Source organism: Marivirga salinae, assembly GCF_030503855.1.
Taxonomy (GTDB): domain Bacteria; phylum Bacteroidota; class Bacteroidia; order Cytophagales; family Cyclobacteriaceae; genus Marivirga; species Marivirga salinarum.
In genome coordinates, this window is the sequence record NZ_CP129971.1 from 969,445 (window position 1) to 985,020 (window position 15,576).

Here is a 15,576-nt window from a genome sequence, read left to right on the forward strand (position 1 = left end):
ACATAATTGGGTTTCTTATACTTTTTACATTTCTAGGGTTACTCTTTGGTGCATTTTTTAAGATAATATGGGATGTTGCAAAAGTCACTTTAAGATACTTTGGAATTTACAGCTTAGGCCGGTTAAATCAGGAACAAGTTCGTAAGCTGAAAAAGTATTCTCCATATTTTAGAACACTCAAATTGAAGCACCAAAAAGAATTTCTGAGAAGAGTAGCTCATTTTATTGCTGCCAAACAATTTATTTCGCGTGGTATGTCGGAAGTTACAGAAGAGATGAAAGTAGTGGTAGCTGCTTTATCTGTTCAAATAACTTTTGGACTTCCTAGAGTTTACCTGTCTCATTTTAAGAAGATATTGATTTATCCAGATAATTACTACTCTAAAATTAACAACCAATATCATAAAGGTGAAGTAAATCCTAGATTTGGAATAATTGTGTTGTCTTGGAAAAACCTAGTAGAAGGTATTGTAGAAGAAAAGGATGGGATTAATTTGGGTATTCATGAACTAGCGCACGCCATTCATCTAGAAAATAGAATTTCAAATCATGAGTATGGTTTTATAGATTCGAAACTTTGGAAGAAATACTACGACATGGCTGAATATGAAATTTTTAAAATAAAGGAAGGAGATACTTCCATGTTCAGATCTGCAGCTGCCATTGATCACCATGAATTTTTTGCCGTGCTGCTTGAAAACTTTTTTGAAAGACCCAAAGCTTTGAAAGAATACAGTCCTAATTTATATAAAAAGACTACTTTGCTGTTAAGGCAGGATCCTATAAAATTGTTGGGGCAAATGTAATCTCGAATTTTTATTTAGGATTTGTCCAAAGTAAAGTCATAAAATCAGCTTAAGCATGTTAGCAATACTAATCTTATTATTATTTCACCCGTTTGCCTTATTACTCAAAAACTAATCTGAGAATAATAAATATGACTAAATTTTTAAAAAAGTGGTTTCAAATATTTAAGAATTCGGGCATTAAATTCTTTGAAGAAAATCCTTTTAAACACAGCGCTTCAACGGCTTATTTCACCATATTTTCTTTGCCTGCTATTGGCTTAGTCGCTATTACTCTTGCAGGATATTTCTATGAAGATGATGTGGTTAGAACCCAGTTTTTGAATCAAATTAACCAATTAATGGGAGAAACCAGTTCTGAGCAAATTGATAGTTTATTGTCCTCAGCCACAGTGCAAACTGATCGCGTGCTATTTCAAATAATTGGAATAGGAACACTGCTTTTCAGCGCAACCACAGTGTTTATTTCTTTACAGGATAGTTTGAATACTATTTGGAGTATTAAGTCAAAACCAGGAAAAGGGGTGTTAAAATTTATTATTAATAGATTACTTTCCTTGGCGATGATTGCGGCATTAGGCTTTCTATTACTTGTTTCTTTGTTAGCTGATACTGTAATTAGCTTCATTCAAACACATCTAAAGAATATTTTAGAAGGTGCGACCATTTACATAATCCAGGTAATGAATATTGCGATTTCCCTTGGTTTTATAACCCTAGTTTTTGCCATTATATTTAAAGTACTTCCTGATGCCAAGCTTAAATGGAGAGATGTTTGGGTGGGAGCTTTTGTAACTACCGTTCTTTTTGTAGCCGGTAAATTTGCTTTGGGTTTCTATTTGGGAACTGCCAACCTCACCGATTCTTATGGTGCGGCCGGTTCTTTTGTAGCCATTTTGGTTTGGGTTTACTATTCTGTCCTTATTTTGTTATTTGGTGCGCAGGTCACTTTTATTTATTCAAAGGAAATGGGGCGTATAATATTGCCAACAGGGGGCTGTTGCAGTGAGTGTTACTGAAGTTGAAAGGGAAAGGGGCAAACCAGATTGAAAATTATTCACTTAATTTCTAATGTAAACCCCTGAAGCTTTGATGCAAATTGCATGAAGTAAGTTTTCAACCAAATGAATTCATAATAGAATTCCATATTTCCTTTACATAAGCTTTAGTATTCGTACCTTTGCATTTCAACTGAATAAGTATCCAAAAACATTGGGTCTTAATAATTCTTAGAATATATAAAAATTAGGTAAAGAGGAGAAAATGAAGGAGGAAAATAAGAATACATTCGAATCACTTAAAGCTTTATATTATTCAGGTAAGGTAAGACCTTCTCTCAATAAAGTTACTGCAGAATTAGATAATGATTCTGAAAATTTAGAACTCACCCTTTTGGCTTGTCAGATTCTGGAAAGAACAAAAGAATTTGATCGTTTATCTTCCTATGCTGATGCTGTCATTAAATTGTCACCTGAAATTTCTGATGGGTACTATTATAAAGGTGTGGCCCTACAATTCGTTAAAGGAAGAGAGCAAGAAGCCCTACAAAACTTAAATAAAGCTCTAAAAATAGAGCCAGAAAACACGCTTTACCTAAAGACCAAAGCGTCTACTCATCTTTCACTTTTTAAAGATTTTGATCTACCCTTAAAGTTTGCCGAACAACATAGAGTAAAATCTGAAACATCTTTATTAAAAGTAATTGAGCTAATTGAGAAAAAGGAAAACCCTAGCTATAAGGAATTCTATATACTAGCTGAAGTAAATATGATGATAGACCTAGCTTTAAATGCCAAAATGTATTATTTGAAAGCAGTAAATGCTTATGAAGAAACAGATGAATCAGAGCAGAACAAGAATATTTATAAAGACATCCTCAAAGCTCAAAAGAAATGTATTAAGCAGTTGGAGAAATTTACTGAGTAATCAAAAACACACTTCAATTATTATTAAAAACATTGCTCTATTTCTTACAACCTCATGTGCTCAAGCGCCCGTTTGGACCTATTAAATACTGGGCAAATTTTGATAATTAAACTTATTTGGAATTTATATCCGTATTAATTTGCACAAGCGGGCGCTTGCGCAATTCAGATATTTTAGATGTAGAATTTATTAATTAAAAAATTACTTATTATTAATTCAATCCGTAGTTTCATTCTTAACCGCCTTAAAAAACTTCTTTTGAAAAATTAAAATTACGGCTACTCCACAGAAAATAGCAGCATCTGCTACATTGAAGATCGGCCAGAGAGAAATATAATCCCCACCCCAAAGTGGGACCCAATCTGCTACTCTTCCTTCCCAGATATCGACATAGAACATATCTACTACCTGACCATGAAACCATGGGGAAATGGCATTATAAGGGGCATTGTCCAACCAAACCCCATAAAAAATGCTATCTATTAAATTGCCTATAGCACCTGCTAAAACCGCTGCCATACTCCATAAAACCCCTGGATGTGTTTTTTCTTTAGCTAATTTGTAAAGATAGTAGGCAATGAAAAACATGGCTACCAAACGAAATAAACTTAAGCCTAATTTACCGTATTCAGAACCAAACTGCATACCGAAAGCCATGCCCGGATTGAGCGTATAATATAATTTGAACCAGTCGTCAAAGACCTCAATTTGTCCGGCTATGCCCATTTCCATATTATAATGAACTAGCAGCTTTACGGCTTGATCAAGGGCAATTAAAAAGAAACTAAATAAAAAATATTTTGCGTATTTCACTTTTATAGGTTTTTCACCACTAAAGACAATTCAACTTTTAAATCATCAATTTCTATTTCTGTGGTTTCGGTTAAATTTTCAGCCAAATCTAATGAAACTGCCTGAGTTTCGGAACAAATGTAATCTTTGTTTTGCGAAATGGCTTTGTCCACTAATTCATTTCCTTGTTTTACGGCTACTGCAATCTTATCCTGAACCTCCAAACCTTTCTCTTTTCTTAGGTTTTGAATTCGGTTCACCAAATCTCTTGCAAAGCCTTCTCTTCTTAACTCATCATCTATGCTAATATCCAAAGCAACAGTTATGCCAGCCTCAGAAGCTACTGACCAACCCGGAATATCCTGTGAAGTGATTTCAACATCTTCTAAAGTCAAAGTATGCATTTCGCCATCCACATCTATTTCATAAGCATTATTTTGCTCTATTTTAGAAATTTCTTCCTGTCCCCACTGGTTGATGATTTGCGTTACCGCTTTCATTTTAGGTCCAAAATGCTGTCCTAGTTTACGGAAGTTTGGCTTTATATTTTTCACTAAAACACCAGAGGCATCATCGATATACTCTATAGATTTCACATTCACCTCAGAGATAATCAAATCCTCCACCGCTTCAATTTGCTTGCGTGTTTTATCATTTAAAACAGGTACCAATATTTTATGAAGTGGTTGCCTTACCTTGATTTTCTGAGCTTTACGGATACTGTGCGTTAAAGAACTGATATGTTGAGCCAAAAACATGCGCTCTTCCAAATCTTTGTCAATAATGCTTTCATCTGCAGCTGGGAAATCAACCAAGTGGACAGATTCAAAATCCATTCTTCCGCTTACTTTATTTAAGCTTTGGAATAAATTATCCATATAGAAAGGAGCAATTGGCGCACTTAAAATGGCAATACTTTCCAGACATTCATAAAGCGATTGATAAGCCGCTTTTTTATCTTCATTGTATTCGCCTTTCCAGAAACGCTTACGGTTCAACCTGACATACCAGTTACTCACATCATCCTGAACGAAGTCCTGGATTAGACGAGCGGCACGAGTTGGCTCATAATCGTCATAAGCAGCATCTACGGCTTTCTTAAGTGAATTCAATTTAGATAAAATCCAACGATCACTTTCTGTACGCTTTTCTAATGGTATGCTTTCACCTTCGAAAGTGAATCCATCCAAATTGGCATAAAGCGCAAAGAAATTATAAGTGTTTTGAAGGGTTCCGAAGAACTTACGTTGCACTTCCTCCACACCTTGCAAATTAAATTTAAGGTTGTCCCAAGGATTTGCATTAGCGATCATATACCAACGAGTGGCATCAGGACCATATTTTTTTAAAGTTTCGAATGGATTGATGGCATTTCCCAATCTCTTGGACATTTTATTGCCGTCTTTATCCAAAACTAATCCGTTGGCAATTACATTTTTGTATGCCACAGAATCGAATAACATACCAGAAATAGCATGCAAAGTAAAGAACCAACCACGGGTTTGATCTACTCCTTCAGCAATGAAATCAGCTGGATAGTTTTTATCGAAAGTTTCGTTATTTTCAAAAGGATAATGCCATTGTGCATAAGGCATTGCTCCTGAATCGAACCAAACATCAATCAAATCGGGCTCGCGGAACATTTTCTGACCTGATTCACTGGTTAAAATCACATCATCCACATAAGGACGGTGTAAATCGAAATCTTCGGCCAGTTCTTCTTTCATGAAACCTGCTTTCACAGATTTATTCACTTCATTTCTAAGTTCTTCTAAAGAACCGATGCAAATCTGTTCTTTACGGTCTTCGGTTACCCAAATTGGCAATGGTGTTCCCCAATAACGAGAACGACTTAAATTCCAATCCACTAAATTTTCCAGCCAGTTGCCAAAACGACCTTCACCGGTAGAAGCGGGTTTCCAGTTGATGGTTTTGTTCAATTCCACCAATCTATCTTTCATGGCAGTGGTTTTGATAAACCATGAATCTAGCGGATAGTATAATATTGGTTTATCTGTTCTCCAGCAATGTGGATAGGAGTGTTCGTATTTTTCTACTTTAAAAGCTTTATTATCTTCCTTTAGTTTGATGGCAATCAAAACATCAGTCGGCTTGAAATCAGGATCATTACGAGTTGCATCCTCAAAATATTCTTCTTTCACATACAAGCCAGCAAAATCTGTTACCTCAGTAACAAATCTCCCTTTTTTATCTACCAAAGGCGTATCTTTTCCTTGATCATCTTTCACCATAACAGCCGGCACATTGTTTTGCTGAGCCACTCTAAAGTCATCAGCACCAAAAACAGAAGCGGTATGAACAATACCTGTACCGTCTTCTGTGGTCACAAAATCACCAGGAATCACTCGAAATGCATTTTTCTCCAATTCCTCAGAAGTGACATAAGGCATCAATTGTTCATAGCGAGTTTCCACTATATCTTTTCCCTTGAAAGTTTGTGCAATTTCAAAAGGAATTAATTTGTCGCCAGCTTTATAATCTTCTAGTTTTAAATCCTTCGCTTTGGCATTAAATTGTTTACTTACCAAATCTTTGGCCAAAACAACAGATACTGGTTCGAAGGTATATTGATTGAAAGTTTTCACTTTCACATAGTCAATCTTTTCACCTACAGCTAATGCACAGTTTGAAGGCAAAGTCCATGGCGTGGTAGTCCAAGCTAAGAATCGAACATCTTCCTCCTCATTTTCAAAAAGGAAAGCTGATTTACCATCTTTCTTCACTGTAAATTGAGCAGTAACGGAAGTATCTTTTACATCACGATAGCAACCCGGTTGGTTAAGTTCGTGGGAGCTTAAACCAGTTCCAGCAGCTGGAGAATAGGGCTGAACAGTATAGCCTTTATATAATAAATCTTTATCGTAAAATTTCTTGAGCAAATGCCACAGGGTTTCCATGTATTTGCGGTCGAAAGTGATATAAGGGTCATCTAAATCTACCCAATAGCCCATTTTTCGAGTCAAATCATCCCATTCGCCTTTGAATTTCATGACGGCTTTTCGGCATCTGTCATTATATTCGGCTACAGAAATCTTCGTTCCAATGTCTTCTTTGGTGATGCCTAATTCTTTTTCAACCTGCAATTCCACTGGCAATCCATGGGTATCCCATCCGCCTTTTCTTTTTACCTGAAAGCCTTTTAGGGTTTTGTATCTGCAGAAAATATCTTTTACTGCACGCGCCATCACATGGTGAATACCAGGAGTACCATTTGCTGAAGGTGGCCCTTCATAAAATGTGAAAGTGGGTTTCCCTTCACGGGTTGTCATTGATTTTTGGAAAATGTCGTTTTTATTCCAAAACTCCAGGACTTCATCTGCCAGCTCGGCATAATTCAGATTTTTGTATTCTTTATATTGACCCATTTTTATGATTCTTTCTGATCCTCTGGCTTATAAGGAACTTTCGGTTCTGCTTTTTTAATTCTTTTAATATTAATTTCTTCATCTTCAGCTTCCATATAGAAGTCTTCATCATATTGCTCAATTAGAGGATGACTACCTTTTCTTCGCTTTCCATCATCAAAAGTGAGCAATAGAGAAGGTAAAACTAGCAAATTGGTAAGCATTGCCACCAAAAGTGTGGTAGAAGTTAATGCTCCCAATGCTACTGTACCTCCGAAACTTGAAGTCACAAAAATAATAAAGCCAGCAAAAAGTACAACTGATGTATAAATCATACTTTTACCGGTTTCTTTTAAGGTTTTAGTCACTGCCAACGGAACGAAGAAATTATTGGCAAATAATTCTTGTCTGTATTTTGCTAAAAAGTGAATGGTGTCATCAACGGAAATACCAAATGCAATACTAAATACTAAAACAGTACTTGGCTTTAGAGGCACACCCAGATAGCCCATTAATCCGCCTGTAATTAATAATGGAATTACATTCGGGATTAAAGAAATGATGATCATTCTTAAGTTTTGGAATAGAATACCCATAACAACAGCTATAATTCCAAAGGCAATCAACAAGCTAAACCTTAAGTTTTCTACCAAGTATTTATTTCCTTTTATGAATATTGGGGTAGTTCCTGTTATACTTATATCATAATCTTCGCCTTCGAAAATCTCATTCATTCGAGGTTTAATAGATTCTTCCAGAAGCGCATTCATTTTATCCGAACCTATATCGGCTATTTTTAATGAAATTCTCATGGTGGAGAGCTCCTCATCGGTGAAATTATTCATCACAGAAATATTATCCTCATCTTGCTGAAGATATCGCATAATGAAATTATAGTCTCGGGAAGTTGGCAAATCATAAAAAGCAGGATTCCCATTATAATAAGCTTGTCGAGCAGCTTTCACCATACTAACAACTGAAATTGGCTGACTGATAGAAGGTATGCTATCTAAAAATTGCTCGAACTGATTTACTTTTCTTAAAGTATTTCTTTGAACAATTCCACGTTTTTTCTTTGTATCAATAATTATCTCCAATGGCATTATTCCATTGAAATTCTCTTCGAAAAAACGTAAATCTTGTATGGTTTTCCCGTCTTTAGGTAGATCGTCTACCATATGACTGATTGAATTCAACTGAAAACCACCTATAAAAGCAAAAATTACAATTATGCCAGTTACGAAATAAATAATGGTTCTGTGGTAGTGTACAGACTGATTTAGCCATCTTAAAGCATAATCAGTCATTTTGAAGTTCATATGCTTCAATTGCTTTCTACCAGGCTCAGGCAAATAGGAGAAAACAGCAGGAATTAAAATAATACTTACTATAAAGGTGGCAAAAATGTTGATCCCCGCTACTATACCAAATTCAGTTAAAAGCTTGATATCGGTAAAAGCCAAAACTAAAAAACCAACAGCGGTAGTGAAGTTGGTAATCAATGTCACAATCCCAATTTTTCGTGTGATAGTGCTTATTGCTTTTATTTTATTACCGTGCTCCTCAAATTCTTGATGGTATTTATTCAATAAATAAATACTATTTGGAATTCCGATGACGACTATAATAGTAGGTATTAAACTGGTGAGAATAGTGATTTTGTATCCCAGTAGGTCTAGAGTCCCTACAGACCAAATTACCACTGAGAAAATTACCAATAAAGGGAAAAGTACGGCATCCCAAGATCGGAAGAAAGCTAATAAAATAAGAGCTGTTACAATTACTGACAATACCAGCAATTGGATTATTTCCTGCCGAACTTTGCTCATCATGGTAGAGCGTACAAAAGGCAAACCTGCATAATGTAATTCTATACCCGTAGATTCTTCAAAAGCATCGCCAAGTTGAGTGATATCAGACATTAATCTTTCACGCTCAGGAGAATTAAAGATATTTTCGTCTAATGTGATAATTACTGCAGTCGCCCCATTTTCCTTATTCAATAATTGAGAAGAAAAGAATTTCTGGTCTTTTATTTCCTTTAATAAGCTATCGAGAGTTGCTTGCTCTTCAGGAAGTTCCTTGATTAAAGGGGTCATTTCGAATTTACGCTCCTCGGTGTTTTTTTCCAGCTTCTGTAAATTTCCAATGGAAAGAATGTTATTCACTCCTTTTACATCTTTCAATGCCTCAGAGAAGTATTGCAACCTTGCAAAACTTTGAGGGGTATAAAGGGAACTATCTTTGATTCCCAAAGCAAGAATATTATCGTCAACACCGAATTGGGCCTCAAATTCTTTTAATGCTTTATAATCCTCATCGGTTTCAGGAACCAATTTTGCCAGATCATAATCAAGCTCAACATTCCGGGCACGGTAACCCATAAAAATGGTGATTAAAACCAAAATGATGATTAAAGGCAGTCTATATTTTATTACGTTATGCGCTAGTTGTGTCCACATATTTTTAAACAAGCCACAAAGGTAATGATTTTTCCAGTCGAGTCACTCCGAAAATCATGCTTTTCAGCTTAAATGTAGTATTTTAATGAATTTTAAATTTAGATTGTAAAACTACTTGACGAAGAGAGTGTTTAAGAGTTAGATAAAGTTTAGATTTTGGATAAAAATAAGATTCAGGTAATAGTGGTTGGTGGCGGATTGGCAGGATTGATTTCTTCCATTTGTCTGCAAAAGTCAGGTGTGAATACGCTCTTGATTGAAAAGAAAAGCTATCCTTTCCATAGAGTATGTGGTGAATACATTTCCAATGAGGTTAAGCCTTTTTTGGAAAGGATGGATTTATACCCAGAAAATCTAAACCCATCAGAACTTAGTCGCTTTAAATTATCAGACATTAAAGGAAATTTTGCAGAAGTTGATTTGCCTTTAGGTGGTTTTGGAATCAGTCGCTATCAGTATGATAACTATTTATATCAAAAAGCTTTGGATGCAGGCGTGGAAGTCAAAACCAAAACCGAAGTGAGTGATATAGCATTCCATGAAAATGAATTTACCGTTAGCTTGAAAAGAGGAGAAAAATTAACTTCAGAATTTGTCATCAACGCTTACGGCAAAAGGTCAAAACTTGATAAAGCCTTTGACCGAAATTTCATCAAAAAAAAATCCCCCTTCTTGGGAGTGAAGTATCATGCAAAAGTAGATTTTCCTAAAGATGTGATTGGGCTTTATAATTTTAATGGAGGATATTGTGGAGTAAGTCATGTTGAAGAGGACAAAATCAATATTTGTTATTTAAGCAGAAGGGAAAATTTGAAGGGTTTTGGTGGAATTGCTGAAATGGAAGAGGCTATTTTGTATCAAAACCCAATATTGAAAGATATTTTCGGAAATGCTGAAATGCTTTTTGACAAGCCAGAAGTTATTAATGAAATCTCTTTTGATCGAAAAGCTTCCGTTGAAAACCATATGCTAATGGCGGGAGATACTGCCGGTCTCATTACTCCACTTTGTGGAAATGGAATGGCAATGGCGATTCACAGTGGATATATAGCAAGTACTTCTATCATAAAATTCTATGAGGGGAAATTAAAGAATCGGCAAGAAGTGGAAACGGAGTATAAAAATATCTGGGAAAAGAATTTTTCGAAAAGGTTATGGGTGGGTCGTAAAACCCAAAATTTATTTGGCAATCAAATGCGAGCTGGGTTATCTGTTGGGTTTGTGAAAAACTTTCCTTCATTAGCGAAAAAGTTGATACAGCAAACGCATGGAGAGGTTTTTTGAAAATAGGCGAATGCTGATTGTAGACGGCTAATTTGCTCAGCAAGTTAAATCCGTCATTCCTGCGTAACCTGTCCCGTACTTTAGTCGGGAGGCAGGAATGACGGCTAGATCTGAGTATGTACGTTTAAAAAAGTCGTTGAAAACAATAAAAAAAGCCCTTTCGGATTATCTCCAAAAGGGCTTTCTCTCTAATTAGAAATATTTTTACTCACCTTTCTCTTTAAACTCATCCAATTTGGTTTTGCTTTCTTCCTTAGGGAAAACGTTATTAGATTTATCAGTATCTGCTAATTCTCCTTCAGGATCAAAAACAATTTTCGAAACTTCTTTATCTAAAATTAGCATCTTACGAGTTTTACCTTCATTCTTTCTCCAAATCTCTGCAGGAATATACTTTTCCTCTGTTTCACCGTCTTTATATTCGATAGTGAATAACAAAGGAGATACTAATCCGCCTTCATTACTTAAGGTAATTTCATAGAAATGCTTATCTGCATATCTTGCTTTTATAGCTTCATCATCAACTTTAGAGCGATATTCCCCAAACCAAAATTCTGGTGTTTCAGAAACAGAAATATAGGAAGGCCCATCACTGAAATCAGTATTTAACTCTTCCTCTTCCTCTTCACCTAAATCACCTTTTGGAGCTTTAGCATTTTTCTCCATATCAGCTTCATCTTGAGCAATACGGAAATATTTAACCTCATCCACGCTGATGTCAACATGATCAGTGGTATAGAACCATCCTCTCCAGAACCAATCTAAATCTACTGCTGAAGCATCTTCCATAGTTCTGAAAAAATCTGCAGGAGTAGGGTGCTTGAACTTCCATCTTTGGGCATAGGCTTTAAATGATTCATCAAAAAGCTCAGGTCCCATGATAGTGTTTCTCAATAAATTTAAAGCAGCAGCTGGTTTTGAATAAGCATTAGGTCCTAATCTTAATACTTGCTCAGGGTTAGTCATGATCGGTCTTTGCTGATCTTTACTACTTTTCATATAACCCGTAATGGCTTGCGGAATATTATCTGAATAAGGTAAATCAGGATAATATTCAAACATCACGTTAGACTCTAGGAAAGAATTCAACCCTTCGTCCATCCATGCCCACTGACGCTCATCAGAATTTACAATCATTGGGAAGTAATTATGTCCAATCTCGTGAACAATTACATAAGTCATTCCTAATTGAGTTCTTACAGAATACTCTCCATTTTTATCTGGTCTTCCGAAGTTGAAACAAATCATAGGGTACTCCATTCCGATTGAAGCAGCATGAACTGATGTTGCTTGTGGATATGGATAATCAAATGTTCTTTCAGAATATAAGACCAATGTATTTTTTACAGCTTTGGTAGACTCTTTTTCCCAAAGCGGGTTTCCTTCTTTAGGATAGAAAGATTGGGCGAATGGCTTAGTAGATTCTAATTCTACCATTTGACCATCCCAAATGAATTTTCTAGAAGCAGCAAAACCAAAATCTCTTACGTTTTCTGCTTTGAACTTCCAGGTTTCATAAGAAGTAGATTTTTCTTTTTCATTTTCAATGGCTTCTTCTTCTGTTACAATGAAAGTTTGTTCAGTAGATTTTAAAGCTTTCTCATACCTTTTGAATTGGTCTTTAGTTAAAACCTCTTTAGCATTTTGCACCATTCCGGTTGCTCCAACAATGAAATCATCTGGAACGGTTATTTCTACATCATAGTCTCCAAAAGTTAAAGCAAACTCACCCGCTCCTATGAATTGTTTGTTTTGCCAGCCTTCTACATCATTGTAAACTGCCATTCTTGGGAAAAACTGCGCTATAGTGTAAAGTGAATTTCCGTCTTCTTCGAAATATTCAAATCCACTTCTTCCTCCACCTTTCATTCTGTCATTAATAAAGTAATTCCAGTCAATTGAAAAAGAAATGTTTTCACCCGGCTTTAAAGTTTCAGGCAATCGAATCTTCATCATTGTTTTTTGAACCAAATAGTTCATGGCTTCTCCATCAGCATTTTTTACTGATTCAATATTAAAACCACCTGGGAAGTCATAGGAATTACCTCCATTGGCTACATATTGCTCCAAATATTTGGCAGGGATAGTATCATTAAAGAAAGTAGCAGTACTTATCAATTCACTGTCTGAACCCTCTGCTCTCATGTTTTGGTCTAATTGTAACCAAAGATAGTTTAAAGGATGTGGTGACTGGTTATAATAAGTAATGGTTTCAGAACCTGTAATTTTATTGGATGATTCGTCCAATTTAACTTTGATAGAGTAATCAGCTTTTTGTTGCCAATAATCCTCTCCTGGCGCTCCTGATGCAGTTCTATAAACATTTGGAGTAGGCAACATGCTACCTAGCTGTTCGAACCGCTCGTTATATTCTACATCTTGTGCAACTGATAAAAATGGAGCACAGATTAGAATCATGATTAATAGTTTCTTCATAGTAGTTTTATATTATTTAACTTAAATATACCTCAATACTACTAAAAATATGCGTGGCATCCATTTTTAGCATTTCAAAATTACACTAAAGGACAAAAGAATTTTTTAAAGGGTATTTTTATTAACGCAACTTTTATATATTTGCAACAATGTTGCGTTTAGGAAAAATAGTATTCATAATCTCTTTCGTTTTAACACCGGGATTTATTTTAGCTCAAGAGAATTGTGTTGTCACCTTTTCGGGTCAAGTGTTATCTGAAGGCGAACACCAGCCTGTTTCTTTTGCAAGTGTTTATATGCCTGGATTGGAAAAAGGAATTCAATCCGATGAAAATGGTAATTTTTCCATAAGCATTCCTTGTCATGAGAAATATGAAGTCATGATAAGCCATGTAGAATTTCAATCTGCTAGCACTTTTATATCTATTGGAATTAATGACTTTGAAAAGGATTTTTATCTAAGTCCAAAAGATAATGTATTATTAGCTGTAAGTGTTCATTCCCATAAAAGAGAAGAAGTATTATTAAGCAATGTGGAAAGTGTATTATCCACCAGAGAATTAAGAAAATTAAAGGGTAAATCCTTATCAGAATCCGTGAGTACTTTGCCGGGAGTTTACAATATTAAAACGGGTCCTGGCATCAATAAGCCGATGATTCACGGTCTTTATGGAAGCAGAATTCAAGTTGTTAACAATGAAGTGGCGCAGATGGGACAGCAATGGGGAGTGGACCATGCTCCGGAAATTGATCCATTTGTGGCATCACGAATAACAATCGTAAAAGGTGCTTCCTCCGTAAAATATGGCCCTAGAGCAATTGGAGGTGCATTATTATTAGAACCAGAACCACTTTTACCTGATTCTGCATTACATGGAAGTTTGGATTTAGTCGGATTCACTAATGGAAGAGGGGGAATAGGTTCAGCGATGCTTTCAGGGAGTTTTTTATTGAATAAGGAAGAATCCATTAATTGGAGAATTCAATCTTCAGCCAAGAAATCAGGTGATCAACAAGCAGCTAACTACAATTTAACTAATACGGGTAGTGAGGAATTGAATTTCTCTGCAGCTGCCAATTATATCAAAGACGATCTGCAGGCTGATCTTTTCTATAGCAGATTTTCCACAGAGATAGGAATTTTGAGAGGAGCTCATATCGGGAATGTAGATAATTTCTTTGAAGCATTAAATAAGCGTCCACCATTCTTCACAGAAGATTTTTCCTATAAAATCAATAACCCAAAGCAGAATGTTGTGCATCAATTGGTGAAAGCCAAGGTGCACATAGACCGCTCTGATTATGGAGATTTTGATTTCATTTATGCCTATCAGCAAAATGCTAGACAAGAATTTGATATCCGAAGAGGAGGAAGAAGCGATAGACCTTCTGTTGATTTACAATTGGATAGCCATGTAGCTAAACTTCTATTTCATCATGAACCAATCTGGAATAATTTAAGCGGAGAAATTGGCTTAGATTACGAATATCAAAATAATAAAAATGTCCCAGGAACAGGTACAACACCTTTAATCCCTAATTATTCTAGCTTTCAAACGGGTACATTTTTAAATGAAGCCTGGGCTGCCGAAAATTGGAATTTAGAAGCTGGATTAAGATTTGATGCCATAGCCATTGATGTTTTAAAATTTAATACAGAAGGTGACTTAATCAATCCAAAGCATCAGTACAATATGTTCTCAGGAATAGTTGGAGGGAGTTATGATATCAGTAAAAATTTTAAGTATAAATCCAATTTAAGTTGGAGCCAGAGAGCCCCCAGCATTAATGAATTATATAGTCAGGGTTTGCATCATAGTGTAGCCGCAATTGAGGAAGGTGATGATCAACTTTCTCCGGAAACCTCATTGAAATGGTTGCATAGTATTCAGTTTAGCCAGAATGAAAAATTTAAACTGAATGTGGATGCATATGCAAGCAGAATACAAAATTACATCTATTTAGAACCAGAAGAGCCAAGATTAACTATTAGAGGGGCTTTTCCTGTATACCGATATAAACAAACCTTAGCGGATATTTTCGGAACAGACATTATAGGTAGTTATGAATTTTTCCATCATTTTACTTTAAACACCAAGGCTTCCATCATCAGAGGAAATGATATTTCCAATGAATTGCCTTTGATTTTCATGCCCGCGGATAGATGGGAAAACACTTTAAACTGGAGATTGTCCAATAAACTGGGCTTTAAGGAAATTGATTTCAGTTTAAGCGGTTTAAAGGTTTTTGAGCAACATAGAGCTCCAATAACAGAAACGGAAGCTTATGAACAAGCTACTGTTCCGGTGCCAGAAGGCTATTTTATTACGAACTTTTCATTGGACACCACTCGAAAATTAGAGAACGCTCAGCTCAATATTGGCTTTAGCATTTACAATGTATTGAATACAGATTATACTGATTACCTGAACAGATTGCGTTTTTACGCAGCCGAAACAGGCAGGAATTTTGAATTAAGAATTAATTATATCTTTTGATTAGAGC

The 15,576-nt window shown here is 35.7% G+C and carries 9 protein-coding genes; 5 read left to right on the top strand and 4 right to left on the bottom strand.

Going from position 1 to position 15,576, the window contains the following annotated elements; genetic code table 11:
* The first annotated feature begins 104 nt into the window (after positions 1-104).
* The 3 genes from QYS49_RS04165 to QYS49_RS04175 all read left to right on the top strand — a co-directional run bounded on the left by QYS49_RS04165 (position 105) and on the right by QYS49_RS04175 (position 2,732).
* Positions 105-806 (top strand): zinc-dependent peptidase, encoded by a 702-nt coding sequence (locus QYS49_RS04165; RefSeq protein ID WP_308351568.1) that lies wholly within the window; start codon positions 105-107, stop codon positions 804-806.
* 131 nt (positions 807-937) lie between these two features.
* Complete coding sequence (locus QYS49_RS04170; protein ID WP_308350405.1) at positions 938-1,825, top strand: YihY/virulence factor BrkB family protein; 888 nt, start codon at positions 938-940, stop codon at positions 1,823-1,825.
* 244 nt (positions 1,826-2,069) lie between these two features.
* A complete protein-coding gene (locus QYS49_RS04175) occupies positions 2,070-2,732 on the top strand; it encodes a tetratricopeptide repeat protein (protein ID WP_308350406.1) in 663 nt (220 codons plus the stop codon).
* Between the two features lie 216 nt (positions 2,733-2,948).
* Here the strand turns inward: QYS49_RS04175 and QYS49_RS04180 are convergent, their stop codons facing one another.
* The 3 genes from QYS49_RS04180 to QYS49_RS04190 are packed head-to-tail and all read right to left on the bottom strand — an operon-like array spanning position 2,949 to position 9,351.
* Entirely contained in the window at positions 2,949-3,545 is a 597-nt protein-coding gene (locus QYS49_RS04180) for a lipoprotein signal peptidase (RefSeq protein ID WP_308350407.1), read from the bottom strand.
* 2 nt (positions 3,546-3,547) lie between these two features.
* Entirely contained in the window at positions 3,548-6,910 is a 3,363-nt protein-coding gene (ileS, locus tag QYS49_RS04185) for an isoleucine--tRNA ligase (RefSeq protein ID WP_308350408.1), read from the bottom strand.
* 2 nt (positions 6,911-6,912) lie between these two features.
* Positions 6,913-9,351: an efflux RND transporter permease subunit gene (locus QYS49_RS04190; RefSeq protein WP_308350409.1), complete on the bottom strand. Its 2,439-nt coding sequence runs from the start codon at positions 9,349-9,351 to the stop codon at positions 6,913-6,915.
* 156 nt (positions 9,352-9,507) lie between these two features.
* Between QYS49_RS04190 and QYS49_RS04195 the strand changes: the two genes are divergently transcribed.
* Complete coding sequence (locus QYS49_RS04195) at positions 9,508-10,635, top strand: NAD(P)/FAD-dependent oxidoreductase (RefSeq protein WP_308350411.1); 1,128 nt, start codon at positions 9,508-9,510, stop codon at positions 10,633-10,635.
* 204 nt (positions 10,636-10,839) lie between these two features.
* On the opposite strand, the gene QYS49_RS04200 is transcribed toward QYS49_RS04195, so the two are convergent.
* On the bottom strand, positions 10,840-13,071 hold the full coding sequence (locus tag QYS49_RS04200; RefSeq protein WP_308350413.1) for a M1 family metallopeptidase: 2,232 nt from the start codon (positions 13,069-13,071) through the stop codon (positions 10,840-10,842).
* Between the two features lie 149 nt (positions 13,072-13,220).
* On the opposite strand from QYS49_RS04200, the gene QYS49_RS04205 reads away from it, so the two are divergent.
* Entirely contained in the window at positions 13,221-15,569 is a 2,349-nt protein-coding gene (locus QYS49_RS04205; RefSeq protein WP_308350415.1) for a TonB-dependent receptor, read from the top strand.
* Positions 15,570-15,576: the final 7 nt, after the last annotated feature.